At 57.9% G+C, this 23,919-nt stretch carries 21 protein-coding genes and 1 pseudogene; 8 read left to right on the top strand and 14 right to left on the bottom strand.

What is annotated here, in order from left to right:
- Positions 1-10: 10 nt before the first annotated feature.
- The 4 genes from F0155_RS20085 to F0155_RS20070 all read right to left on the bottom strand — a co-directional run bounded on the left by F0155_RS20085 (position 11) and on the right by F0155_RS20070 (position 4,709).
- Complete coding sequence (locus F0155_RS20085) at positions 11-1,138, bottom strand: ABC transporter permease subunit (RefSeq protein WP_150526356.1); 1,128 nt, start codon at positions 1,136-1,138, stop codon at positions 11-13.
- Between the two features lie 12 nt (positions 1,139-1,150).
- Positions 1,151-2,074 (bottom strand): oligopeptide ABC transporter permease OppB, encoded by a 924-nt coding sequence (gene oppB, locus F0155_RS20080; RefSeq protein ID WP_150526355.1) that lies wholly within the window; start codon positions 2,072-2,074, stop codon positions 1,151-1,153.
- A gap of 134 nt (positions 2,075-2,208) precedes the next feature.
- Entirely contained in the window at positions 2,209-3,795 is a 1,587-nt protein-coding gene (locus F0155_RS20075; RefSeq protein ID WP_150526354.1) for a peptide ABC transporter substrate-binding protein, read from the bottom strand.
- Between the two features lie 449 nt (positions 3,796-4,244).
- Positions 4,245-4,709, bottom strand: coding sequence for a BA14K family protein (locus tag F0155_RS20070; protein ID WP_161599852.1), 465 nt, complete (start codon positions 4,707-4,709; stop codon positions 4,245-4,247).
- 186 nt (positions 4,710-4,895) lie between these two features.
- Between F0155_RS20070 and F0155_RS20065 the strand changes: the two genes are divergently transcribed.
- Complete coding sequence (locus F0155_RS20065) at positions 4,896-6,716, top strand: ABC-F family ATP-binding cassette domain-containing protein (protein ID WP_150526352.1); 1,821 nt, start codon at positions 4,896-4,898, stop codon at positions 6,714-6,716.
- A gap of 204 nt (positions 6,717-6,920) precedes the next feature.
- On the opposite strand, the gene F0155_RS20060 is transcribed toward F0155_RS20065, so the two are convergent.
- The 6 genes from F0155_RS20060 to F0155_RS20035 all read right to left on the bottom strand — a co-directional run bounded on the left by F0155_RS20060 (position 6,921) and on the right by F0155_RS20035 (position 14,279).
- Positions 6,921-8,690 (bottom strand): hypothetical protein, encoded by a 1,770-nt coding sequence (locus F0155_RS20060; RefSeq protein WP_150526351.1) that lies wholly within the window; start codon positions 8,688-8,690, stop codon positions 6,921-6,923.
- Between the two features lie 476 nt (positions 8,691-9,166).
- Complete coding sequence (locus F0155_RS20055) at positions 9,167-9,868, bottom strand: pseudouridine synthase (RefSeq protein ID WP_150526350.1); 702 nt, start codon at positions 9,866-9,868, stop codon at positions 9,167-9,169.
- A 338-nt stretch (positions 9,869-10,206) separates the two neighbouring features.
- Entirely contained in the window at positions 10,207-11,250 is a 1,044-nt protein-coding gene (locus tag F0155_RS20050; protein ID WP_150526349.1) for a class I SAM-dependent methyltransferase, read from the bottom strand.
- 67 nt (positions 11,251-11,317) lie between these two features.
- Positions 11,318-11,899 (bottom strand): GDYXXLXY domain-containing protein, encoded by a 582-nt coding sequence (locus F0155_RS20045; protein WP_150526348.1) that lies wholly within the window; start codon positions 11,897-11,899, stop codon positions 11,318-11,320.
- Positions 11,896-13,254 carry a DUF2157 domain-containing protein gene (locus F0155_RS20040; protein ID WP_150526347.1) on the bottom strand — a complete coding sequence of 453 codons (1,359 nt, stop codon included), beginning with the start codon at positions 13,252-13,254 and terminating at the stop codon, positions 11,896-11,898. Before F0155_RS20040 ends, F0155_RS20045 begins: the two co-directional genes overlap by 4 nt.
- A 152-nt stretch (positions 13,255-13,406) precedes the next feature.
- The gene (locus F0155_RS20035; protein WP_161599851.1) at positions 13,407-14,279 is read right to left on the bottom strand and encodes a LysR family transcriptional regulator; all 873 of its coding nucleotides are present in this window, start codon (positions 14,277-14,279) and stop codon (positions 13,407-13,409) included.
- A gap of 93 nt (positions 14,280-14,372) precedes the next feature.
- Here F0155_RS20035 and F0155_RS20030 point away from each other — a divergent pair, with 93 nt between their 5' ends.
- Positions 14,373-15,134 (top strand): sulfite exporter TauE/SafE family protein, encoded by a 762-nt coding sequence (locus F0155_RS20030; RefSeq protein WP_150526345.1) that lies wholly within the window; start codon positions 14,373-14,375, stop codon positions 15,132-15,134.
- 12 nt (positions 15,135-15,146) lie between these two features.
- Here F0155_RS20030 and F0155_RS20025 read toward each other — a convergent pair whose 3' ends face one another.
- The gene (locus tag F0155_RS20025; protein ID WP_150526344.1) at positions 15,147-16,082 is read right to left on the bottom strand and encodes a LysR family transcriptional regulator; all 936 of its coding nucleotides are present in this window, start codon (positions 16,080-16,082) and stop codon (positions 15,147-15,149) included.
- Between the two features lie 240 nt (positions 16,083-16,322).
- Here F0155_RS20025 and F0155_RS23825 point away from each other — a divergent pair.
- Positions 16,323-16,889, top strand: a pseudogene (locus F0155_RS23825) (DUF992 domain-containing protein).
- A gap of 76 nt (positions 16,890-16,965) precedes the next feature.
- Positions 16,966-17,415 (top strand): hypothetical protein, encoded by a 450-nt coding sequence (locus F0155_RS20015; protein WP_150526343.1) that lies wholly within the window; start codon positions 16,966-16,968, stop codon positions 17,413-17,415.
- Between the two features lie 11 nt (positions 17,416-17,426).
- Here the strand turns inward: F0155_RS20015 and F0155_RS20010 are convergent, their stop codons facing one another.
- A complete protein-coding gene (locus tag F0155_RS20010; protein WP_150526342.1) occupies positions 17,427-18,059 on the bottom strand; it encodes a class I SAM-dependent methyltransferase in 633 nt (210 codons plus the stop codon).
- 100 nt (positions 18,060-18,159) lie between these two features.
- Here F0155_RS20010 and F0155_RS20005 point away from each other — a divergent pair, with 100 nt between their 5' ends.
- Entirely contained in the window at positions 18,160-19,086 is a 927-nt protein-coding gene (locus tag F0155_RS20005; RefSeq protein WP_150526341.1) for a LysR family transcriptional regulator, read from the top strand.
- Here F0155_RS20005 and F0155_RS20000 read toward each other — a convergent pair.
- Entirely contained in the window at positions 19,061-19,957 is an 897-nt protein-coding gene (locus F0155_RS20000; protein ID WP_150526340.1) for a lipase family protein, read from the bottom strand. The two genes, F0155_RS20005 and F0155_RS20000, sit on opposite strands and share 26 nt — an antisense overlap.
- A gap of 339 nt (positions 19,958-20,296) precedes the next feature.
- Here F0155_RS20000 and F0155_RS19995 point away from each other — a divergent pair, with 339 nt between their 5' ends.
- Together F0155_RS19995 and F0155_RS19990 are read left to right on the top strand one after the other, a co-directional pair.
- A complete protein-coding gene (locus tag F0155_RS19995; RefSeq protein ID WP_150526339.1) occupies positions 20,297-21,004 on the top strand; it encodes a ParA family protein in 708 nt (235 codons plus the stop codon).
- 360 nt (positions 21,005-21,364) lie between these two features.
- Complete coding sequence (locus F0155_RS19990) at positions 21,365-22,807, top strand: di-heme oxidoredictase family protein (RefSeq protein ID WP_161599850.1); 1,443 nt, start codon at positions 21,365-21,367, stop codon at positions 22,805-22,807.
- Positions 22,808-22,873: 66 nt separating this feature from the next.
- Here F0155_RS19990 and F0155_RS19985 read toward each other — a convergent pair whose 3' ends face one another.
- Positions 22,874-23,410: a hypothetical protein gene (locus F0155_RS19985; protein WP_150526337.1), complete on the bottom strand. Its 537-nt coding sequence runs from the start codon at positions 23,408-23,410 to the stop codon at positions 22,874-22,876.
- 21 nt (positions 23,411-23,431) lie between these two features.
- Here F0155_RS19985 and F0155_RS23470 point away from each other — a divergent pair, with 21 nt between their 5' ends.
- Positions 23,432-23,569, top strand: a complete 138-nt coding sequence (locus F0155_RS23470) for a hypothetical protein (RefSeq protein ID WP_161599849.1) — start codon at positions 23,432-23,434, stop codon at positions 23,567-23,569.
- The last annotated feature ends 350 nt before the right edge of the window (positions 23,570-23,919 follow it).

The raw sequence follows: 23,919 nt of genomic DNA, 5'->3' as shown, positions 1-23,919 counted from the left end.
GTCATCTCCCTCACCGGTCTTTCGGATCCAGCGCATCGCGCAGGCCGTCACCAATGAAGTTCAAGGCAAACAGCGTCGATGTCAGGAAGATGGACGGGAAGATCAGCATCCAGCCGGCGCCCTGCAGGTTGCGCGCGCCTTCGGAAATCAGAACACCCCAACTGGTCATCGGCTCCTGAACCCCGAGGCCGAGGAACGACAGGAAGCTTTCCAGCAGAATGACCTTGGGAACCAGAAGCGTCATGTAGACCACGACAGGACCCAGCGTGTTCGGGATGATGTGACGTCGCACGATGCCACCATCGGAAACACCCATGGCCTCTGCCGCCTGAACGTATTCCTGCCGTTTGATGGACAGCGTCTGGCCGCGAACGATACGGGCCATGTCCAGCCATTCCACCGCTCCGACCGCAATGAACATCAGCACGAAATTCCGGCCAAAGAACACGACAAGCATGATCACGAAGAAGATGAAGGGCAGCGAATAGAGGATATCGACCACACGCATCATCATCTGGTCGACGCGCCCGCCAAGATAGCCGGAGGTTGCGCCGTAGAGGACACCGATGGAGATTGCGACGGCTGTTGCAAGAAGACCGATGGTCAGGGATACCCGGCCCGCAATGAAGGTGCGGGTCATCATGTCCCGGCCATTGGCATCGGTGCCGAAGTAGAAGTGCAGATAGTTGATATCCGCCTTGATGACCGCTGACTTCTTGTCTGCTGCGAAGTCAACAAGCTCCGCGTTCTTGAAGAGGTCACTGCGATCAAAATAGCGCGTGGAGCGTGGATCGATTTCCTTCTTGGAAGAAATTCTCGCCGACACCACATCGCCGTTGCGCTCATACCCCTCAATCGTCAGGCGCGCACGCTTGACCACGCTCTCGAACGCAGGCTGGACCTGCTCGGGAAGCGGATAGGCGGTCAGGCTCGCGGGAACCTTCACATAGTCCCGATAAACCTTGTCGAACTCGTGTGGCGACAGCATCGGACCGATGACAGACAGCACCGAGATGACGGCCAGCACGATCATGGAGCCGACAGCCGCCTTGTTGGCAAGCAAACGGTCTCGAGCATCGTCCCAAAGGGACCGCCCCCTTGTGGGCACCACTGAAATATCCTGGGTGGTAACAGACATGAATCAGCCCCCTCAGTCGTAGCGTACGCGCGGATCAAGCAGCGCATAAAGCAGATCCACGACCAGGTTGAAGATGATGACGAAGCAGGCAACCACAACGACCGTTCCCATAACGAGGGTGTAGTCGCGGTTCAGGGCGCCTTGCACGAAGTAGCGGCCAATGCCGGGGATGCCGAAGATCGTCTCGATAACGACCGAGCCGGTCAAAAGCGCGGCAGCTGCCGGGCCGAGATAGGAGACGACCGGCAAAATGGCCCCGCGCAGGGCATGGACAATAACGACCATATAGCTGGTCAGACCGTAGGCCCGGGCGGTTCGCACATGGTTGGAACGCAGGGCTTCAATCATTGACCCACGCGTCAGGCGCGCGACCACGGCAATCTGCGGCAGGGCCAGCGTGATGACCGGCAGGATCTTGTTGATGAAGGCACCATTGCCCCAGCCGCCAACCGGCAACCAGCCAAGCCAGACACCAAGAAGCAACGTCAGGATGGGAGCAACGACGAAGTTCGGGATTGTCACGCCAAGGGTTGCGGCCGCCATGATGGAATAGTCAGCCGGCTTGTTCTGGCGAAGTGCAGCAGCAACACCCAGCATGCCGCCAACCACAAGGGCAAGGCACAGGGCGCTGAGGCCAAGCTGGATGGAAATCGGCAGGCTTTCGGCGAACAGCTCGTTGATCGAGAAATCCCGGAAATAGAAGCTTGGCCCGAAATCAAGCTGAACGATGCTCTTGAGGTAAAGCAGGTACTGCTCCCAGAGCGGCTTGTCGAGATTGTAAATCTTGTTCAGGTTCTCCATCACCTTTGCTTCAAGCGGCCGTTCAAGGTCGAAAGGACCTCCTGGCGCGATGCGGATGAGAAAGAACGAGATCGTTATGATCAGAAATATGGTCGGAATTGCTGCGAGCAACCGGCCCAGCACATAGCGGGTCATGCAATTAGCCCCTTGTTATACGGCGGCCTTATAGAAAATGGATCCGGGACTTTGTGCCCGGTTATATTTGCCGCCCTGCAAGCGCGAACAGCGCATGGAACCCCATGCGCTGCCCAGCTTGTGGTTAGAGGACCTTACTCGGAGATGCTCATCCAACGGGTCGGGTGAATGTTTTGAAGATTATCCTCAAATCCCGCGACCTTGTCGGAAACAAGATTCATTGATCCGTAGTACATCAGCGGGATGAATGGCAGGTCACGCATGAATAGCTCTTCGGCCTGCCTGAGCAGGGAGGCACGCTTCTCCAGATCTACAGTTGCCGCAGCCTGATCCATCAGCCCGTCATAATCAGGGTTTTCGTAACGTGCGTAGTTGAAGCCCGTGTTATCGCTCTCGACCATGAACAGGAAGTTCTGCGGGTCGGAGTAGTCGCCAATCCAGCCGGCACGTGCAACGTCAAAGTCCTGACGGTCACGCAGCATGGCGTAGTGTGTCTTGGTGTCGGTGTTGACCATGGAGACTTCCACACCGAGAGGTTTCCACATGTCTGCAATCGCAACTGCGGTGTTCTTGTGGTTCTCGGACGTGTTGTAGTTGATGGTGAGTTTGACAGGGTTATTCGGGCCGTAACCAGCCTTTTCGAGGAGCTCGAGAGCCTTTTCTTCGCGATCAATCTGGCTCATATCCTTGTAGGACGCAAAAGCCGGTTCACCATAGTTGCCGATTCCCGGCGGTATGAAGGAATAACCGGCGACCATGGTGTCGCTCCAGATGTCCTGAGCGAGGAACTCGCGGTCGATGGACATGGAGAGAGCCTGACGAACGTCCGGATTTCTGAGTGCTTCGTCTTCGTGGTTGAGGGCATAATAATAGGTGCCCAGATAAGGAGCCACACGGAACTTGCTGCCCAGGTTTTCCTTCATGAAAGCAACCTGCTCAACCGGAGCATCGTTGTTGGTGTGCAGTTCACCAGCCTGGAACCGGCGAAGGGCCGCGCCGCGGTCTTCGGTTGGGTAGAACTGGACGGCGTCGATCTGAACGTTTGCCGCATCATGGAAGTGCGGGTTCTTGACCGCCTTGACGTGGGCGTTCGGAATGAACTCGGCCAAAACATAAGCACCATTGGTGACAATGTTTTCCGGCTTCACGAAATCGGTTCCATGTGCTTCAACGCTTGCCGGATGGACCGGAAGGCCGGTCTGGTGAGCGAGCAGATCGATGAAGTACGGGGTGGCAGCTTCGAGGGTAATTTCCAGCGTCTTGTCATCAATTGCCTTGATGCCAAGTTCTTCCGGCTTCATGTCACCCTTGTTGATCTTTTCGGCATTCTTGATCGGATACAGAACAGTCGCATATTTCGCGCCGGTTTCCGGGTTCATGATGCGCTGAAGGGAATAAACAAAATCGCCAGCAACGACCGGATCGCCGTTGGACCACTTGGCGTTGTCGCGCAGGGTAAAGGTGTAAACTTTGCCGTCGTCAGACACTTTCCATTCGGTCGCAACGCCCGGGATAACGGTTCCCTGTGCGCTGTAAGCCACCAGACCTTCATAAAGGTCGCGCAGGATGTGCGCTTCATAGGTGGTGGATGTCTTGTGCTGGTCGAGCGTTTCCGGATCAGCCGAGTTCCCCCGGTGGTAAACCACCTCGGCCATTGCTGTGAGTGATGTTGCGGCCATCAGGGCAGCTGCGAGCGCAGTTGTGCGCAGAGACTTGATCATGATTGTCTCCCCTCTTTGTTTGTTGGTCTATCGTCTAAGATAGGCAGGCAAGATTCCACGCCCGCCCCCTGCAATCAAGCGCTGAGTTAAGGTTCTGTTTCCTTTTTTGCGGGAAGTGACAATGATCACCTTACGTCACCCAAGAATTCAGGAAAATCCTTCCGACTTGCGGAAAAAGACGGAATTCTGTTCCGCTTAATTTGCATTCCAAATCAAGTTCGGAAGTATTGCGCAGCCGCTCCGATACCCCTAACCCAACGCCCATTTTGAATGGCGAGAGACATATCCCATAAGTTTCAATTACTTATCCTGCAATCACAAAATTCACCCCGATTCCGGAGCGGAAGGGGCCGAGCGTGAAAAGAAATTCCTCGCCGTGGTCCGTTTCACGCCTTCGACCGTTTGCTCTCTGCCTGCGCCCTTTTCGGACTACAACCTGCCCCCGTCACTCACCTGCAATAGCGACGTCGTCCGCTGTGGGCGAGATAGGTTCCGCTCCGCGCGTCAAAGGATTTGAACTTGCGCGCGCAATAGGCGATCCACTGGGGCGTGAAGGGAACCAGCCCGTTCTTGGCCAGCGGAATGCGTGACGGTGCGCGATAGACCGGAACCACCGGGCGCGGCGGCGCATAGTAGTATCTGCGATGCTGGTAATAAGGCCGGTAAATCGGACGCGGATAATAAGGGCGGTAATAGCGTGGCCGATAATAGGAGCGCCCGATATAGATGGAGGCCGACGATCCACCTCCGTGATATCCATAGCCAAAGCCGGAGCCGACGTAGAATCCACCGCCAATCACCACATCTCCCGCCACTGCTGGCGGAATTGCAGTTACCGATGTCAGCGCAAGAACCAGACCGGCGAACAAAGCGCGCAGTCTTTCAAGCGGTCTTTTACAGAAAAGCCGGGTCATGAGTGTCCCCATTGTCACCTGTTGTCCCAAAGCGCCCATGCGCCGTGAGGTCCCGCCGCTGACCATGGTAGCTGCAAAAAACGCTCAGGTCCCGTGACAGGGCAAATAAATTCACTTGCAATTGATCCGCCAATCGTTTTCCTGACGCCCTCAGGCTCCCATCATCCGAATTGATCCCTTTTTCCCATGGCTCCTCCCCTTCTGCACCTGCGCGACATCAAGCTGACCTTTGGCGGCACCCCGCTCCTCACCGGCGCCGAACTGGCGGTTTCCGAGGGCGAACGGCTGTGCCTTGTCGGGCGAAACGGGTCCGGCAAGTCCACGCTTCTCAAGATTGCAGCAGGCATGGTCGAGGCCGATGGCGGCGAGCGGTTCTTCCAGCCGGGTCGTACCTTGCGCTATCTGCCGCAGGAGCCGGACTTGTCCGCCTATGCCACCACGCTCGACTATGTGAACGAGGGACTGACCGCCGGGGATGATCCCTATCGCGGACAATATCTTCTGGACGTGCTGGGCCTCACCGGCAAGGAGGACCCGAACAGCCTGTCCGGTGGTGAAGCGCGCCGCGCTGCGCTTGCCCGCACGCTGGCCCCGGAACCGGACATCCTGCTTCTGGACGAGCCGACCAACCATCTGGATCTTCCGGCCATCGAATGGCTGGAAGCGGAGCTGAAAAGCCTGAAGTCGGCAATCGTGCTTATTTCCCACGACCGGCGCTTTCTGGAAAACCTGTCGCGCGCCACCGTGTGGATCGACCGTGGTGTTTCCCGCCGCCTCGACCGGGGCTTTGGTCATTTCGAGGCCTGGCGCGACGACGTGTTCGAACAGGAAGAGATCGACCAGCAGAAGCTGGCGCAAAAGATCAAGCGCGAAGAACACTGGATGACCTATGGCGTCACCGCGAGGCGCAAGCGCAACATGCGCCGCGTGCGCGAGCTTGCCGATCTGCGCAAGCAAAAGCGCGACCATCGCGGCCCGCAGGGCACGGCAACGCTGAAGGCGACCGAGGCCGAGGTCTCCGGCAAGCTGGTGATCGAAGCCAAAACCATTGCCAAGAGCTTCGGCGACCGCGCCATCGTGAAGGATTTCTCCACCCGCATTCAACGCGGCGACCGCATCGGGCTTGTCGGCGCCAACGGGGCCGGCAAGACAACGCTTCTTAAAATGCTCACCGGCGAGCTGGAGCCGGACAGCGGATCCGTTCGCCTTGGCACCAATCTGGAAATGGTGACGCTGGACCAAAAGCGCGAAAGGCTCGACCCCACCGACACGCTTGCCTCGGTTCTCACCGGCGGGCGCGGCGACACGGTGGTCATCGGCGACGAGACCAAGCATGTCATCGGCTACATGAAGGACTTCCTGTTCTCTCCCGAACAGGCGCGCACGCCGGTTGGCGTTTTGTCCGGCGGCGAACGCGCCCGCGTCATGCTGGCCCGGGCGCTTGCCAATTCTTCCAACCTGATGGTGCTGGATGAACCGACCAACGATCTGGACCTTGAGACCCTCGACCTGTTGCAGGAACTTCTGGCCGACTATCAGGGTACGGCGCTGATCGTCTCCCACGACCGCGACTTCCTCGACCGGGTGGCAACCTCCGTTGTCGTTTCGGAAGGCGATGGCGTCTGGCAGGAATATGCCGGCGGCTATTCCGACATGCTGGCCCAGCGCGGCGAAGGCGTCACCGCCCGCAAGGTGGAGAAAGCCGCAGCACCGAAAAAGGACAAGACCTCCGAGCCAGCCAAACCGGCTGCGCAGGCAGGTTCAAAGAAGTCCAGGCTCAGCTTCACCCAACAGCATCTCCTCAAGACCCTGCCGGAAAAGATAGATGCGCTCGATTCCAAGTTGCAAAAACTGCAGCAGGAGATGAACGACCCGAACCTTTACGCGAAGAACCCTGACAAGTTTGCCAAGCTTTCCGCGCAAATAACTGACGCTACGGAAGAAAAGCATTCTCTGGAAGAGCAGTGGCTGGAGCTGGAAATGCTCAAGGAAGAGATGGAAGGCTGAGGCAGACGGCACTCCGGTTTTGCCGCTTGCTCTTCAGGTCATCCCCGACTTGATCGGGGATCCAATAGGCCGACCAGTCGGGCACGGATATTTCAATACACGCTCCGACAACACCGCCACCACCCTGCCCCTTCCCGCACTTTCGGGTTTCAATGGATCCCCGATCAAGTCGGGGATGACGGGCGGAGGGAGTGGTGGGAACGGCTAAACGTCGAGCGTGTCTTGATCGTCGTCTTCGTTCTCCAACGCGTCATTCTCATCCTGATTTAAAGAGCGCGATGCCTTAGCCAATTCATCGCGAATTTCTTTCAGGCTGGGAAGGTATTCGGCAAGCTTTGAAAAGCCCCCCGTCAGGACCGATGCGACTTTCTTCGATATGAATTTAGCCGCATCTTTCTTGAGTTCGTTTCCAACACCTTTGACAATTTCTTTCGACTGTTTTCGCAATTCCTGCTGAACAACCCTCGCAATGTTCCTATCAGCCATTGCCTGATCAACAGCATGATCAGCCCGCACCTGGGCATCAGGTTCGTTATCGGCAGCGCTAACCATTGCACTCAGGCTGTTTTGAGCGCGCGAAGTCAGTGCGCCGTCAATTCGGGAGGTTTGTTCAGCAATCTCCTGAAGCACATGGATAACCTTGTCGGAGTTATCCGGTCGGATTTCGCGCCGAAGTTTTTCGCGCTCGATGATGGCAGTTTCAGCGTAACACGCTTGAAGATCTTTGAGCCCATCGAGCACATCCGCGAGGGTCTCATCCAACTCGTCAGATCCAGAACCTCCTTCGCTAGCGAGCTTTTTTTCTTGGCGCAGAATTGAAACTTCAAACGAGCGTAGAAAGGCTGGAAGGCTTTTGCCCTCAAAGTCCGCTTGATTGAGCAGTTCTGCCAACTCCCTTAACTTTCGCTCCAGCCGCGCTGGCAAACACCCGTTGCTGCGTCGAGGGTCAGCTAATTTACCAAAAAGTTCGGCAAGCGCTGATTTGAGGTTGCGCGCAAAGGCATCTCGCATTTCTCGCGATACCGTTAGGTCCGCACCAACCTGCATAATGTCATAGCTGGAACCATCGAACCTGTAGAAGAAGTGTGCTGCGGTCTGACCTGCTGGAAGGTCTCCTTCCGTTCCGATGGTTTTTGCGCCTTCAGCTTCTCTATCGGGGGCATACTTCTCAATCAACGAATTGATGATCAGCTTCTTGATCGCCGGATTCACCGCTTTCGGGCCTTGTTCCCAAAGTTCTTCGGGAAGGGTCAAGCGGGAGATTTCGAGGTCTTCGTTTGCCGGGCGACCGTGGAGGCGGTCTTCGTACCAAACGGTCCAGACGTCCCAATCCTGATCGAGATCAAGCAACGTTTGGCTGAGTTTTTGCCAACTTTCTAAAATTTGCGGAGGTACGGGCTCTTCATGCCAAAGAGCTCGTGCGGCAAGTTGCTCGGCGGTTATACCAGTGTTAATCAGCTGAATATCGTGGCTTAGGGGCCTAGTGACATCAGTTGTAGCTGCGTAAACGGCCGCAGCGGTTTTAGAGGCAGCAGCAGCGTCTATTGCGTAGGCGCGCTCAGAGGAAGAATCGGAAGAGCTAGAGGAAAAAGTGGCAGAGGCAGCATGGGCAGAGGCGGACGTGGCCCTCGCAGCCCTTGCCGATTCGGAAGCAGCAGCGTAGGCAGCTCTAGAGACGGCATAAGCATCGGCTGAGTAAGCGGCAGTCCTCGCAGCTCGGGTAGCTCCAGAAGCGAAGGCTCTTAAGTCTGTTTCGCGAGCAGGAAACCGTGCCGACGTCCACGAAATAGACACACCCAGAAAAACTGGCAAGACTAAGTCGTTGGCATACTCTTTGGGTCTATAGCGCAAAAAACTGTCTAACAGTGGAACAACCCGCTGTGCCGTTCTAGACGAAATGGCCACTGACACGTCGCGCGGCTGGATTTTCAGCCAAGCTTCCAGTTCCTCCCGATCAAACTCTTTCTCGGCCACCCAGCCTCACAAAATTCAATATTCCAATCACTCAGCAGAATTGCGAGTTCGCGAAAGTTTGTCCAGCCGCTGAGCGGTTGCACTGCCACTATCCACACCCTCGGTAGTCATCCCCGACTTGATCGGGGATCCAATAGACCAACCAGCCGGGCACGGACGTTTCAAAACGCGCTCCGACCACACCGCAACCACCCTGCCCCTTCCTGCACTTTCGGGTTTCAATGGATCCCCGATCAAGTCGGGGATGACGGGCGGAGGGAGTTGGTGGGAACGGTTATTTGTCGAGGAACAATGCCCAGAGGCTCGGCCTGTTCCCCTCCCACTTGTGGGGAGGGGTTAGGGGTGGGGGTATACTGTGGCCCGCACCCATGTCCTTTAGGAGGAGGAGGAGAGTTTCACCCCCACCCTTGCCCTCCCCACAAGGGGGAGGGGATTGAGAGATCACGCGGCAAGTCTCGATAGTGGGACTGCTTCCACTACCCCTCGAAAATCCTCGCCTTGTCGGCCTCGTCCAAAAGGCGCCATTTGCCTTCTTCGAGGCCGTCGAGGGAAAGACCGCCGATGCGGGAGCGGGAGAGGTCGGTGACGTGGTTGCCGGTGGCGGCGAACATGCGGCGGACCTGATGGTAGCGGCCCTCGTGCAGCGTGAGGCGAGCGTGGGTGGCGTCGATCACGTCCAGTTCTGCCGGTTTCAGCGGCTTGTCCTCGCTTTCCAGCATCATGTCGCCAGAGGCAAAGAGAGCCGCTTCGTCACCCTTCATCGGACGGTCCAGCGTCACGTCATAGACCTTGGGCACATCGGCCTTCGGGGAAATGACCTTGTGCAGGAACGTGCCGTCGTCGGTGAAGAGCAGGAGACCTGAGGTTTCCTTGTCGAGGCGGCCAATGGTGGAAAGCGCGGGCTTGCGCATGCGAAACCGGTCCGGCAGGAGGTCATACACCAGCCGCCCCTGATCCTTGATGGAACAGGTGTAGCCAAGCGGCTTGTTCATCACCAGCACCATGCCCGGCGCGGGGTCCAGCGGCTCGTCGTCGAACAGGACGTCTTCGTGAGGGACGTTGCTGTCCGCCTTCAGGCGATTGCCCGCCCGGTCCGTCACCCAGCCGTGGCGGATGGCCGTCTGGATTTCCTTGCGGCTGCCATAGCCCAGATTGGCGATGAGTTTCACGAGACGCATTTTTCAAATTCCCTGGCCGATCAGGGGCCACAATCGTTCTGTTTTCTTGGTCCTTCCGTTCATGGAACCACGGAAGAGCCCGGTTTCACCTCAAGGCATCGGGCTCGCCGATCCCGGGTCTTTGCTTCGCTTTGCCCGGGATGACTCCCGCAAAGGCAGAATCGGTTCCCCTCCCCCTTGTGGGGAGGGGTTAGGGGTGGGGGTATCGTGCGGCCCGCACCCATGTCCTTTAGGAGGAGAGATTTTCACCCCCGCCCTTGCCCTCCCCACAAGGGAGAGGGGATGCGAGTGGATGGCTTTCCGGTGCTTCTGCCATCCAACCCGTCGAAAGCTCTTACCTAGCGCCCCTTGCCCTTTCTGGCGCAGATGACCTTGTAGCCGCCTTCATCGGCGATCATGTCGACCGAGGCAAAGAGGTCCTTCAGCGTGTGTTCATAGGGCAGATGCCGGTTGGCAACGAGATAGAGCAAACCGCTGGAACGCAAGCCGCCGAACGCTGCCTTTATGAAGCCCTGCCCCACATCGGCGCGGTCCGCCTTGCCGGTCTGGTGGAAGGGCGGGTTCATGATGACGAAGTCATACGGGCCCTCGATGCCCTTGGTGACATCGGACCAGATGCCGGTCAGCGTTGCACGCTCGCGGTAGCCCTTGAGGTTTTCCTGCGCCAGATCGAGCGCGCGTTTTTCGGCCTCATACAGGTCGATTGACGTCACTTTCGGGGCCTTGTCCAGCAACGCACGGGAGAGAACGCCAAAGCCTGCTCCAAGATCCGCCCCGCGCCCGGAAAGCGTCTCCGGCAGGTGATCGATCAACAGACGGGAGGCAGGATCTATCCGGTCCCAGGCAAAAAGGCCCGGACGGCTTTGCCACAACCCATCGAGAACCGCGCGCGGCTCGTCCAGCCGGGACCATTCGGCCATCAGACCGGTGTCGAGTTTTTCCGGATCCATCGGATGCCAGACAACGCGGCACTTGTTCTTGGACAGGCTATCGGCGCCGCCGAGCAGGCTTTCAAGATCGGATTCCAGCGTCTTTGCGCCTTCCGTGTTGGCCGCGCAGGCCAGAACCATGCCGCCGGGGCGCACCTTCATGGCGGCCCGCGCCAGCTGGGCGCGCGCTTCCTGTCGCTGGCGGGTCGGCAGCACCAGAACGAGATCGAAGCCGCCTTCGTCCGTCTCCGCGCTCACCTTGTAGCCTGCCTTATCCAGAGCGTCGCGGCTGGGGGCAAAGCTCTGTTCGCAGGTCACATCGGCCACATCAAGCAAAGCCAGTTCCCGCCCGGCCCGCGCCCGCAGAAACAGAACACGGGCTTCCTCGTCCAGATCAACCTGTGCGGTTTCAAGCGGCAGGAACAGGGTTTTCAGCACCGGATCGGTGGTCATGCGGGATCTGCTTTCATAAGGAGGCGTCACATACTGAGCGCCTCCTTACTCTCCGGGGATCAAAAAATCAAAAGGTGCCGTCGGATTCAAACGGCTTTCCGTCCACAAGCAAACGTAGTGGCATGGACCGCCCATCCTCGTGTAGCGCGATCACCAGCTTCACCCGCTCGCGCGGCAACCGCTCGATCACCTTGCCCGCCCCTTCCGGAAGGAAGAAGGCATCGAGGCCGTAGCGCACGCGCAGATCGTCGTTCCAGTTTGGCTGTACTTCGCCGCGCAAGGCCAGTTCTCCGGCCTCTTTGCGAGTGGCGGAAACCTTCACCGGTCTGGCAAAACCGTCGCTGCCGGTTTCGAGACTGACAAAGATCTCCTGCCCGTTGCGCCACTTTGTATCTGCCCCCGGCACATCGCGGGACAGGGTTGTAGCAGCAAGGTTCAGGATCACGTATTCGCCGCGCAAGAGGTCACGCGGGTCAACGGGGATCAGCTCCAGTGTCACCTCGCGGCCCTCGGTTTGCACCTGCAGGCGGTCCATCAGCGGCAGGGCGATCAGCCCCAGCTGGATCAGTGCGACCAGCCCCCAGCGCAGCCAGGGAGAGGACTGCAGGCTCTTGCCGGAAATGGGAGAAAGTGTTGCGGAGGATGTCATTGTGCGGCCTCCTTGCCCGAAGCGGGTGTTTTGGCCGGAGAAAAGTGCTTCAGCAGCTTCATGGCCGCAAAGGCCAGGACGAGCAGCAAGAGACCGGCAATGAGGAAGAACAGGGCCTGCCCAAGCAGCGATCCGATGGTTTCATAAAGCAGCCAGAGGGAAATCACGGACAGGGCTGCATATCCGCCAAGGCTCCAGAGGTGCCGCCGATAAAGTGTACCCAACACCACGATCGCGATGCTGGCGGCAAGAGCCAGCGCGGACAGCACGATCATGCTGTCAATCACCAGCGGCATGAAGGCTGCCAGAAGCGCGAGAAAGATCACGCCGAACAAGGTCAGCGCCTTGCCGGTCTTGAAAGAAAGCACAGCACCTATGACCGAACTTGCCAGAGCCAGCGCCAGCAGGACGAATTGAGGAATGGTGGAGAAATTCTGGATGAACGGCATTTCGTTGCCGTCCGCCAGAACAATCAGAAGGAATGGTGTGAGGGCACACAGGATCAGGATACCCGCATCCTGAAAGCTGGACATCAGCATCCAGTGACCAAGGTGTCGTTTGGGATAAGAGCTCGCCCACTTGATGGCCATGTCGATGATGGCAGGCACCTGCACCATGATGGCTGCCAGACAGGCAAATCCGGTGATGACCATGAACTCTTCAAGATCACGGTGCACGCCTTCCTTGGGCGCATAGTCGACGATCAGACGTCCGACACTCACCATCAAGAGGGCAACGGTCAACCACCTGGTCAGCATATTCGAATAGCGGGCGGCGTGAAGCGCGGTCGCGGCGAAAAATACAAACCCGATGATATTTGCCTGAAGCAAGCCCGCTCCGAATTCCGGCCTCTCCCACTGCCAGATGATCGCGGCGATGGCACTGATGATCAGCGATGCTCTGGACCCGGTCAGCCAGGCAGCCGCCAGCGCACCGATTGTCACGAGAAAGGCGCCGCCGCTCAAGTTGGCCGAGAGATGGAAAATCTGCCCGACAAGCGCCATACCACAGATAAATGTCAGGGACGCGAAGGCGGTTGCAAGATCAGCGAGACCCTTCTTGCCTTTGGAAGCGCACAATGCCGCAACGCCATGGGACCCGGCCACCAGAAGGACAATACCGATCAGCTTGGCATTGCGCGGAATGCCATCCCAGTTGGCCGCGATAAAGGCGGCGAGAGCCAGCGCAACGCAGACAACACCGATCCCGGCCAAGGCCAGTGGCAATCCGGATCGTCCGTCTCCGCCTTCGATTTCCCGAAGGATATTGGCCGCGCTATCGGAGGAGACCCAGCCCTTTTCGACCCATCGTTCAAGGTCCGGCTTCAGGTTCCGGTGGTAAAAATAGTCCAGCATCGCAATCCATTCAGCTAAAAGGAGACTCTTCCAATACCCTATCCCGGCGTCTCTGCACAGTTTGCCGGGTGTCGGGTTCGATTGAACCGGCAGACGTGAACAACCCCGACGACCTCCTTTGTGAGACGCCGCATTCCCAGCTTGGGCCGGCTCTAACGAACGTCCCGAAAGAGATCCGCAAGCCACGCCCAGACGACCTGACACCTTGGCAGGGATGCAAGGTCGGAGTGGACCATCACCCACACTTCCCGCTCCACATTCGGAACAGCATCGCTGCTTTCCATGCGAACGAGGCGCGGATCAGCCTCAGCCAGCAGGCTTGGCAGGACGGACCGCCCTGCCCCGTTTGCAACAGCCTCGATGGCACTGTCGGCATCACCAACCCGCATGTTCGCAAAGCTGCCGCCCGCCTTTCGCACATGGTCGTGCATCCATTTGACTTGCGGCAGGTGTTGCCAGGCTTCCTGATGAGTGACCCACGGCATGTCGTCTTCGTTCGGGTCCCGGTAGATGCGACTGCAATAAACCGCATGCTTCAGGACACCCAGCTTCTTGGTTCTCACCATCAGGCCTCCCGTTTCAGGTCTCGACAAGCGCAAGGCCATGTCGGTTTCCCGTTTGGAGAGGCTGAGGTATCGCAAGTCCGGGTGCAGTTCGAGCTCAAGATCAGGATACTCGGCCAGAAGCTCGCGCGATCGGGGGATGACCAGCCGGTTGAGCAACATCGGCACGGAGGTGAGACGCACGCAGCCCGACACACCCTGACGGCTTCCGCTGGCCTCGCTCTCAAGGGACGACAGCTCCAGTTCAATCCGCTCGGCCCGTTCGGCGGCCGCCAGCCCCAAGTCCGTCAGGCGGACGCTGCCATCGGCCAACCGCTCGATCAACCGCGCCCCCAGTTCGTCCTGCAGCGTGCGGATGCGGCGGGAAACCGTTGTTGTATCGACCTTGAGCACCGCTCCTGCAGCGCCAAAGGACCCATGGCGTTTGACTGCCAGCAGGCAGCGCAGATCATTCCAGTTCATGCCTTGCATTTTTGCAGCCTACCACGGCATTTTTGCAGCTTCACCTGAAATTCTACAGGGCCTATTCCTTTTGCGACCCGCGAAAGGTGCCCCATGCTCACATCCATAGCCGCATTTGCCGAACTGCCCGTGTTCGATCTTGTCCTGTGCATGGCTGCAGTTTTTGTTGCCGGACTTGTGCGCGGCTTTGCCGGCTTTGGCCTGTCCGCAATTCTCATGGCCAGCATTGTGCTCATTTTGCCGCCCATCCAGCTGATCCCGATCTGTTATGTTCTTGAGTCTGCAGCAAGCCTTGCCATGTTTCGCGGCGGCATTCGCGATGCGGACATGCGGATCGTCTGGTTGCTCGTCGTTGGCTCTGCCATCGGTGTTCCGCTTGGGCTTTGGGCCACAACGACAGTTCCGGTCGACGTTTCGCGGAAAGTGGCCTTGGTGCTGATACTGGTGCTGACGATCCTGCAATTCTTCAAGATCGCCCCCAAGAACCTGGGGCGGACCAGTGGCCCTGCAGTCACCGGTGTCGTCGCAGGAATTGCCACCGGACTTGCCTCTGTCGGCGGCATGGTGGTTGCGCTCTACGTTCTTGCCAGCGATGTCCCGGCACGGGTGATGCGCGCCTCGCTCGTCATGTATCTCTTCACCGGCATGTTTACCTCGGCCATCTTCCTCTATCTTTATGACGTGATGACCATGGAGGCCTTGAAGCGCGGCGCGGTTCTCGCTCCGGCCGTTCTTGCCGGTGTGTTTCTCGGAAGCTTCCTGTTTCGCCCCTCCCTTGCGCCCTACTACAAGGCAGTCTGCCTTGCACTGCTGGGGACCCTGTCCCTGTCCGGGCTCGCACGTCTGGCTTTTTAGGCGGCGGAAAGCCTAGGCTGATGCTTCCTCTTCCAGAGCGGCAGCCTCTTCAAGGGCGGCAGCTTCTGCGGCAACTTCCTCGATGATTTCCTCCTGATCCTCATCCACCTTCGCAGCAACACGTCTCAGGAGCTCGATTGCGGTTTCGATGGAGTCCATTTCCTTCTCGGTTTGCCAGACACACCAGGCCGGAAACGGAAAGACGGGAGCATGGGGGATGATCGACAACGAATGCGCCTCCAGCTGGTCCTCAACGATACGGGCGGGGAAATAGGCAGCTCGCTTGTGATCGACAATATATTCCAGGGCCATCGACCCGATGCCGAGGGTGGTTCGTGATGCCCTGAATTCCGGGAACGCGCTCTTGTGGGCCGCCACGAACTCGCTGCCCCAATCGATGAAGACATACCTGTCATCCAGCGTCTCGGGATAATCTACATCCGGGCCAACCAATACGAGCTGGTCTTCGAAGAGCAATTCGGCCCTCAGCCCCGGTCGGATTTGCGGCGTATACATGAGCCCGATATCCAGCGCGCCCTCCAGCATCATTCGCGTGAGGCGGTCCGGCATGCCGATCTCGGCCCGGAAGGCCACTTCTGGCAACATGCGTTCCAGCAACCGGAGCCAGCGCAGCCCGAACCCTGGCCACAGGCTGTACTGCGAGCCGATGATGAGGGTTTCGCTATAGCCTTCAGGAACGCTGACCTGGTATCGCGCCTCTTCCCAGACCCGCAGCATGGAACGGGCAAAGCGGTCAAACTGCTCACCGGCAGACGTCAGCTGAGCCCCGGCCTTGCTTCGGTTGAACAGGCTGACGCCAAGCAAATCTTCCAGACGCCGAATTCTCAGGCTCACCGCGGACTGGGTCACATGCAAACGTTGCGCAGCGGCATGGAAGTTTCCGGAATCTGCAACCTGCAGGAATGTTCTGGCCAGCTCTATATCCATTCTTCAGCCCCTACGTTATGTGATAAGCGAATCTCATCTCATCGATTATTATTTAGCGTTTTTCTTATCTGAAATTCCAGCCTATTTGAACTTCATGGAGAGGTTCAAAGCAATGAAACCACATCAGACACCGCAGGAAACTTGCTCCGGCAAGATCACCATGACCGTGCTCGACTGTGCGTTTTGGCTCGCCGTCACTGTGTACGGAGCCAGCGTCCTCTTCGTGTTTTTGCTGGTCCCATGAGGGGCCCGCAAACGGAACATCCCGTTCTCTGGAGTATTGAAATGAAAAAACAGATGATCCTCGCTGCCCTGACCGTTCTCGCTCTGGCACCTGTTGGTGAAGCGCTTGCGGCCAAGAAGCTGCCCGCTGAAAAGCCGCTCGCGGAAAAGGGTCCTGAAGGCCGCACCCGGTTCGGTGTTCTAGCTTGCGAAATCGACGGCGGCATTGGCCTTGTTGTCGGTTCGTCCAAAGGCGTTCAATGCACGTTTGAGAACAGCCAGACCGGCAAGACCGATTCCTATGTCGGCAACATCTCGAAGCTTGGTATCGACATCGGCGTGACCGGCAAACAGTACATGCGTTGAGCCGTCTACGCGCCAGACGCTGCCACGGTGAAGGAAGGCTTCGCAGGACGCTATAGCGGCGTATCCGCCGGCGGCGCAATCGGCGTTGCCTTCGGTGCGAACGCCCTGATCGGCGGCTCCGACAAGCAGATCGTTCTGCAGCCGTTCAGCGTTCAGGCCGGAACAGGCCTCAACGTCGCCGTTGGCGTGTCTTCCATGAAAATCGAGCGCAAGAACTAAGCGCGGGAGACACCAACTTGCCGGATGGCGGTCGGCGGGAAACCGCCATCCGGTGACCTTTAGGGAGGAGAGAGCAATGGCTCAGCAGCTTTTCGGGCGTTACGAATACGTGTCCATTCCGGAAATGGCGATCACCGGAATGCCGGCAACACTCGAGACCACATTTGACAACAGCTTCCTGTCGGTCTCCCGGCCAATCGTCATTTCGCGCAACACGCATGCGCGCCTGCAGTTCAGCCTCTTGAGCTCCGATGGCGAACAAATCCACACACTTCGCCTCACCGGCGCTCGCGACATGCGATGGCCAGGTGGTCGACGCGAGCGCATCTATCGCAGCGCCGTAACGGTCATGCTCGGCCAACAAATGCAGCGTGTGGAGCTTTGGCTCACGACCGAACGCCTGCGCTCAACCGACCTTGTCCTTGGCCGCGGCCACCTGCCGGAAGACAGCGAAGTGTGCTGGGAGGCGGCCTTCACCCAAGGCCTCGGACGCCCGCCCCTGCACCAACTCATGCATTCGGCATAACCTGTGCGATGTCAGCCCTTGCGGGCGATGAGAAACCGCGAGCGGACAACGCCGCCGAATGTGCGGTGCTCAAGGATATTGAGGCCGGCATCCAGCATCATCTCGTCCACTTCCGAGATGGAAAGACTGCGGACCGGTGGCGCCTTGCCGAGAAGCCGCATCAGCCCGACAATCGGCAACAGGTAGAGTGACCGGTATTTCAGGCAGGCGGTCTTGGTGATGACAAGGCCGCCGGGACGCGCCAGACCGGCAAGGCGGTTCACCATTGCGGATGGGTCGTCGACGAGATGAAGGAAGTTGAACCCCATCACGACGTCATAGCCGGCTCCGTTCTCACCCTCTTGTTCCAGTGCCGGATCAAAGGGATCTGCGCGCACAAAGGTCACGTTGTCGTGGCCGCCTGCGATCAGCTTTTCCTTGGCGATCGCGATCATCTCCGACGAATAATCACTGGCTGTCATGTGCTTTACATTCGCAGCAAGACGCAGGGCCGTCGTGCCCGTGCCGCAGCCGACTTCCAGCACCTCATCGCGAACGGACAGACGTGCCGCCACTCTGGCCAGCCAGCTCTCGTAGGCTTGCGGGTTACCGATCTTTGCAGAGGCATATTTGCGGGCAACTCCATCCCAGAAACTTGCAGTCATGGTCTTGAACCTGTGTGCGAACTGTTGGTGCAGGAAGTGGTAATGGCAGTTCTTTCAAACGTAAATTGCCGAATTTTGCTGACATGATATACATAAACGCATGAATTGGTCAGCTCTCACCTTTGACTGGAATCAGGCTCGGGCCTTTCTTGCCACCGCAGAAGAAGGATCACTCTCGGCGGCGGCGAAGGTGCTTGGCCTGACGCAACCCACCATCGGCCGGCAGATCACCGCTCTGGAAGAGGAGCTCGGCGTCATCCTGTTCGAGCGGCAGGGGCGCAGTGTCAGCCTGACACCGACAGGCACGAAGCTCCTCACGCACATTCAGGAGATGGCCGAAGCTGCGGCTGCCTTTTCTCTGGCAGCCAATGGCCAGTCCACAATTGTCGACGGAGATGTCACGATCTCCGTGTCGGACGTCATTGCGGCACATATCCTGCCGGGACTCCTTCCCGAGTTGACGGAACGCGCGCCCGGTCTTTCCATCGAGATCGTTGCAACCTACCAACTCAGCGACCTGCGCAAGCGCGAGGCGGATATTGCGCTTCGGCATGTACGCCCGACCGAACCCGACCTCTTTGCCCGGCTGATCTGCGATATGACCGCCCGCCCCTATGTCTCACGCACATTCATGGAGCGCCTGCCGCATCCACCTAAGCTTGAGGACCTCAAGACGCTGCCCTTCATCGGGTTCGGCGACAAGGAGCTGATGGCGCAACGGATGAGTGACTTCGGGTTCCCGGTCACAGCCTCCAATGTCCGCTACAATTGCGTCAGCGGCGTCGTTGCCTGGCAGATGGTGCGCGACGGGCTGGGCGTCGGCGTGATGGCCGATGACGTTGCGCGCCGCAGCCCGGAGGTCGTTCCGCTGTTTTCGGACAGTGCGCCGATCAGCTTTCCGCTCTGGATTGTCACCCACAGGGAACTGAAAACCAGTCGCAAGATCCGCCTTGTCTTCGATTTTCTGGCAGAGCGACTGCAATCGACACTCGGACAGCTGCCTACCCCGCCTGGAACATCCAGTTGAGCACCAGACGCCAATCGGTCATGCGGATCGGCGTTCCGTGGACACCTGTATCGAACAGCGTGAACTTGATCGGATATCCCGGCGCAGACTGGCGGATCTGCTTGAAGAAATTCGCCTGCGTTTCCCAGTTATAGACCGTATCGTCGCTGCCATAGCCCATGTAGATGGGCACACGACGTGACAGGGCTCCAGAGGACAGAAAGCCCGGGTCCTTTGGCGACCCGAGGAAAAGAATGCCGCTGAGATTTTGCGCGTATTGTCCGTTCTTCAGAAGGTTCCAGCAGATGATGCCGCCCATCGAACCGCAGGCGACAATTACCTTGGCCCGTGGAGACACCTGCTTCTGATAACGGATCAGGGCATCGATATCAGCCGTGCCCTTGGCACCAAAATCAGCGAACTCGGCGGACAGATACGCCCCGCCGTTCCGGACCATCAGGTTCTGCACACGATTGAAATTGCCGCCAAAGGTGACGTCATTCATGCCCTGAAAGCGGTTGCCGCCCTGACCGTGAATATAGATCACGACCGCATTTGCGCCACCCTGCGCCCTGCCGACACCCATGTAGCGAACGGTTCGGCCATTGGCCCGCAATTCGTAACTCTCGCGGCTGCTCTTGGGCTTGTAGGAGACGTAGTTGCCGAACACCTCGCGCTGATCGACCTTGTCCCGGTCATAGAGATCGCGCTGCTTGGAGTACTCCACCACGAGGAAATCACCATCGAAATGGGACGCCGTCACCTTCTTGTACTGGAAGAGATCATCCTTGAAGGGCGCAAGGGACTGGGCGCCCGCTGCCGAGTTTAGCGTCATGAGACAGGCCGCCATTGCCAGACATCTCGCAAACTTGGACAAAATGGCAGGCGACATAAGGTCTTCTCCGGACAAATTCGAACCTACAAAAAGCAACAATTTCCCGAGTCTATTTCAAAACCATGCCGGTTTGAAGGCGATGCGGCGTCACTTCTGTGCATGACCGACCGGTTTCCTCATTGGAATTATTCCCAGTAATTTGTGAAACACCGCCACCCCACTTCGCGCACTTTTAATATCTTACCCTTGGTAATTTTGCGCAAATACGCTCCTTACCCTGCAGTCATTGACAATATTCTTTTGCCTTATTCTAAATTTTAACAATTTGTTAACCACGCATTACCAATAATCACAACCATAAGGTGAATCATCACCGGTGATTTTCGGGAGGGCGATGTGCCAGTCATTTCGTTTGCAAATGCCAAAGGGGGAGCCGGAAAAACCACGGCTGCGCTTTTGCTTGCGACCGAAATCGCCGATCGCCGCAAGACCGTTACACTTGTCGACGCCGACCCGCAAAAGTGGCTATCGAAATGGGCAGAGCTTCCGAATGTGAACCCGCGCATTTCCGTGGTCAGCGTGACTTCTGCGTCCAGCATCATCGGTCAGATACAAGATGCCTCCACGACGTCCGACTACGTGATCGTCGATCTGGAGGGCACGGAAAACCTTCTCGTTGCCAATGCGATTTCCATGTCCGATCTGGTGATCGTGCCGATCCAGGGATCGGCAATGGATGCACGCGGCGGATCGAAGATCCTTGCCCTTGTCCGCAAGCTTCAGAAAATCGTCCATCATGACATTCAGCACTGCGTCCTGCTGACACGCACCACCGCAGTGGTGACCACCCGCGCCATGCGGGCCGTTCAGGAACACCTGGCTGCCATCGGCGTGGAAACCCTCATGACACCCCTCGTTGAGCGGGCCGCCTTCCGCGACCTGTTCGATTTTGGTGGCAGCCTGTCACAGCTGGCCAACCATCCGGTGTCCAACCTCGAAAATGCAAAAGAAAATGCAACCATGTATGTGGCCGAGGTTCTCGGCCGCCTCGAAACAGTGACTTCAAGGAACCGCTGGTACCAAAAACAAAAGGCAGCATCCTGAAACTCTGAAAAGAAAATGTGCACTTGTCCCATCGACTCGGCCGGACGCCCCACCATCGTCCGGCCTTTTCTTTTCCCAACTCCCCCTAAACCAACTCATATAACTTCATACTTACGTTATACTTTCATATATTAAACACCACTCCCCGTCACACTTGATACACTCTGATACAAACCAGCATATACTTGCGACAGACGATACACTTTCAGACACAATCTGAGGTCGCAACACAGCTACGATCTGGCAAGTCACACGGAGGACTTGCACATGACTTCGAGCGCCATTCAAAAGGCTGTCGTACTTACTTTCCTGTACCCCCTTCTTCTTTCCAGCCAATCTCACGCGGAAGCCCCCGCCCCCATGAACCAGTTTCGGCTGAACGAGATCGTCCGCGAAGACCCCCGTAAGGCCTTCGAGGAAGCCTTTGAGGCTGGTGACGAGCTGACGGAGGCCATGTTCACGATCGAGCGTGGTGCCGGGGCGATGGTTGGCCGCGATGGCCAGCGCTTTACCCGCATGCCGCGAGCTGACCTCAATGCAGACGGGGAATGGACGACGCATCTGCCCGCCCGTGAAGCTGGCCCCGTCGCCCAGTCCTGCATTGCCTGCCACGCCGCCCCTTATGGCAATGGTGCAGGCCCCAACCCGATGAACGGGATTGTGGATCCGCTGCATTCGGGCGACCCAAAGAAGTTCCTTGTGCGCAACACCCCGCACCTCTTTGCCCTTGGAGCGGTGCAAAGGATCGCAGAGGAGATGACAGCGGAGCTGAAGGCGCAGGAAGCCGGGCTTGGAAGATCCGTGTGCGAGACGGGCAAGTCGGGCAGCGTGTCACTTGTCGCCAAGGGCGTTTCCTTTGGAATACTTGCCGCGTCCCCGGCCCTAACCCCGACCCCGACCCCGGGCAACGGCAATTGCGTTGCGGCCTTTGACACAGGCATGGTCGAGGGTGTTGATGCCGATCTCATCATCAAGATGTTTGGCTGGAAGGGCGCCCATGCGAGCCTTCGCACCTTCACACGCCACGCCGCCCATAATGAACTGGGCATGCAGGCGGTTGAGCTGGTCGGGGAAACCGACGGGGATCATGACGGTGTCACCAACGAGCTGACGATCGGCGACTTGACCGCCTTGACAATCTACATGGCGGCCCTGGAACGCCCCACGTCCAAGCTTGAACTGGCCGAGCTCGGCCTGATGGAACTGGGCGACGGTGAAGCTGCTGAAATTCGCAAGGGGGAAGCCCTGTTCGCCAAGGCCCAGTGCAGCTCTTGCCACATGCCCGTTCTGGAGGTCGTGGACCCGATGTTCCGCGAGCCGAGCCGTCAGGCCGGTTTCTTTGAAACGACGCTCCCCTCCGGCCAGACAGCCCTTGAGGCCGGCCTTCTTCAGGACGCCGCCGTCACCTTCGACCTGACCGCAGACAGCCCGAACAACCACGTGGTTCTGGCCAATGGCGACGCCCGCAATCTGGGTGCCTTCCCGAAAACCGCCTCTGGCGGGGCCCGGATTGCCTGGTATTCCGATTTCAAGCGCCACGACATGGGTGAGAAACTGGCCGACCCGGTCGATGTGCACGGCTTCGGCGCCTCTGTCTGGCCGACCCGGTCGCTTGCGGGCGTTGGCTCCACCGGGCCATGGCTGCACAACGGCAATGCGACCACGCTCCACGACGCGATCATCGCCCATGGCGGCGAAGCCGAGGCCAGCCGGTCAGCCTATGAAGCACTGCCCACCCCCGACCGTCAGGCCCTCGTCGCCTTTCTGGAAAACCTGATCCTTCAGGATCTCGATCCGAAATAGGCGCGTAACACTACGGCAGCCCCCTGGCACCCCATCCGGGGGGCAGTCTTTGCTCCAATTTCCGTTTCAACCAAAGCGATAGACTATGTGTGGGTAGTTTTCGGACATCTGATACGCCCATTGCTTAGGGTTCGATGGAACCAAGGTCTCATTAAAACCTTTGACCTGGCTCCCATCTTCCCGAAAGAGCTTGAGTATAATTCCATCATCCGTGTCAGTCGTCTCAATGCGCCCAATTTCTCGAATATGAATAGTATTTACAGTCTCGGGGTTCCCATTAACCAATCGACAAGACCACCGAACCAGTTCACCTGTATCCAAATGGATGCGGGATCCCCATGATTCGTTTCGAAGAATATCTCTTAACACCAAGCAAAAAAACAAAATGGCCAATATTATTCCGAGAAAAGGCCAAATCGGAAAAATCTGCCCCCTCGCCACGAAGAAGGAGAAGTAGAAATCTTTAGCCCATACAGAAGCAAAAAGAGCAATTATCGCAATTGAACCTAGTGTACCCCAGTCTTTTCTTGATCTCCGCTCATAAAAATAAGCCCAATCTTGCTTCACCGAAGAGATGTTTTCAGCAGAAGTCAATTTCTCCAATACCTCCTCCAAGAAAATTAGATGGCACCGACTATAAATGAGAGCACACCCGCTGGCCCAAGAAAAAAACCGGACGACTTGCTAGCTTCCAACACCGAAGCACTGCCCACCGCCGACCGTCAGGCCCTCGTCGCCTTTCTGGAAAACCTGATCCTTTAGGATCTCGATCCGAAATAGGCGCGACCTTTCCCTTGTCAGGAGGGCAAGGGTGAGGATGAAGATCTTGTCACCGGATCAGAGGCCAGAACGCCCTGAAGTGTCCACCCCACCCCTAACCCCTCCCCACAAGGGGGAGGGGAACAAAGGCGGCACACCCTCTTCCGTCATCCCGGCCAAGCGAAGCGCGAGCCGGGATCGGAGAGCCCCCAATGTCCATGTAAGGTACCGGGTTCACCGACCCCGGATCTCCGCTGCGCTTCGTCCGGGGTGACGACATAGAGATGCTGCTACACCGCCCTCTCCCATTGGGAGAGGGCCGGGGTGAGGGACTGAAATGTCTTGGCTTTCGG

Origin of the sequence: Roseibium sediminis, from assembly GCF_008711325.1 — a bacterium.
GTDB lineage: Bacteria > Pseudomonadota > Alphaproteobacteria > Rhizobiales > Stappiaceae > Roseibium > Roseibium sediminis.
Note: the sequence above shows the minus strand (reverse complement) of the source record. Positions and strands in the feature narration are given on the sequence as shown.

Coding starts and splice junctions, on each gene's coding strand:
- F0155_RS20035 (WP_161599851.1), bottom strand. CDS start 14,279: ATGAACTGGAATGATCTGCGCTGCCTGCTGGCAGTCAAACGCCATGGG.
- F0155_RS20000 (WP_150526340.1), bottom strand. CDS start 19,957: ATGTCGCCTGCCATTTTGTCCAAGTTTGCGAGATGTCTGGCAATGGCG.
- F0155_RS20025 (WP_150526344.1), bottom strand. CDS start 16,082: ATGGATATAGAGCTGGCCAGAACATTCCTGCAGGTTGCAGATTCCGGA.
- F0155_RS20075 (WP_150526354.1), bottom strand. CDS start 3,795: ATGATCAAGTCTCTGCGCACAACTGCGCTCGCAGCTGCCCTGATGGCC.
- F0155_RS20085 (WP_150526356.1), bottom strand. CDS start 1,138: ATGTCTGTTACCACCCAGGATATTTCAGTGGTGCCCACAAGGGGGCGG.
- F0155_RS20030 (WP_150526345.1), top strand. CDS start 14,373: ATGCTCACATCCATAGCCGCATTTGCCGAACTGCCCGTGTTCGATCTT.
- F0155_RS20055 (WP_150526350.1), bottom strand. CDS start 9,868: ATGCGTCTCGTGAAACTCATCGCCAATCTGGGCTATGGCAGCCGCAAG.
- F0155_RS20065 (WP_150526352.1), top strand. CDS start 4,896: ATGGCTCCTCCCCTTCTGCACCTGCGCGACATCAAGCTGACCTTTGGC.
- F0155_RS20050 (WP_150526349.1), bottom strand. CDS start 11,250: ATGACCACCGATCCGGTGCTGAAAACCCTGTTCCTGCCGCTTGAAACC.
- F0155_RS20015 (WP_150526343.1), top strand. CDS start 16,966: ATGGCTCAGCAGCTTTTCGGGCGTTACGAATACGTGTCCATTCCGGAA.
- F0155_RS20010 (WP_150526342.1), bottom strand. CDS start 18,059: ATGACTGCAAGTTTCTGGGATGGAGTTGCCCGCAAATATGCCTCTGCA.
- F0155_RS20005 (WP_150526341.1), top strand. CDS start 18,160: ATGAATTGGTCAGCTCTCACCTTTGACTGGAATCAGGCTCGGGCCTTT.
- F0155_RS23470 (WP_161599849.1), top strand. CDS start 23,432: ATGGCACCGACTATAAATGAGAGCACACCCGCTGGCCCAAGAAAAAAA.
- F0155_RS20070 (WP_161599852.1), bottom strand. CDS start 4,709: ATGACCCGGCTTTTCTGTAAAAGACCGCTTGAAAGACTGCGCGCTTTG.
- oppB (WP_150526355.1), bottom strand. CDS start 2,074: ATGACCCGCTATGTGCTGGGCCGGTTGCTCGCAGCAATTCCGACCATA.
- F0155_RS19990 (WP_161599850.1), top strand. CDS start 21,365: ATGAACCAGTTTCGGCTGAACGAGATCGTCCGCGAAGACCCCCGTAAG.
- F0155_RS20045 (WP_150526348.1), bottom strand. CDS start 11,899: ATGACATCCTCCGCAACACTTTCTCCCATTTCCGGCAAGAGCCTGCAG.
- F0155_RS20040 (WP_150526347.1), bottom strand. CDS start 13,254: ATGCTGGACTATTTTTACCACCGGAACCTGAAGCCGGACCTTGAACGA.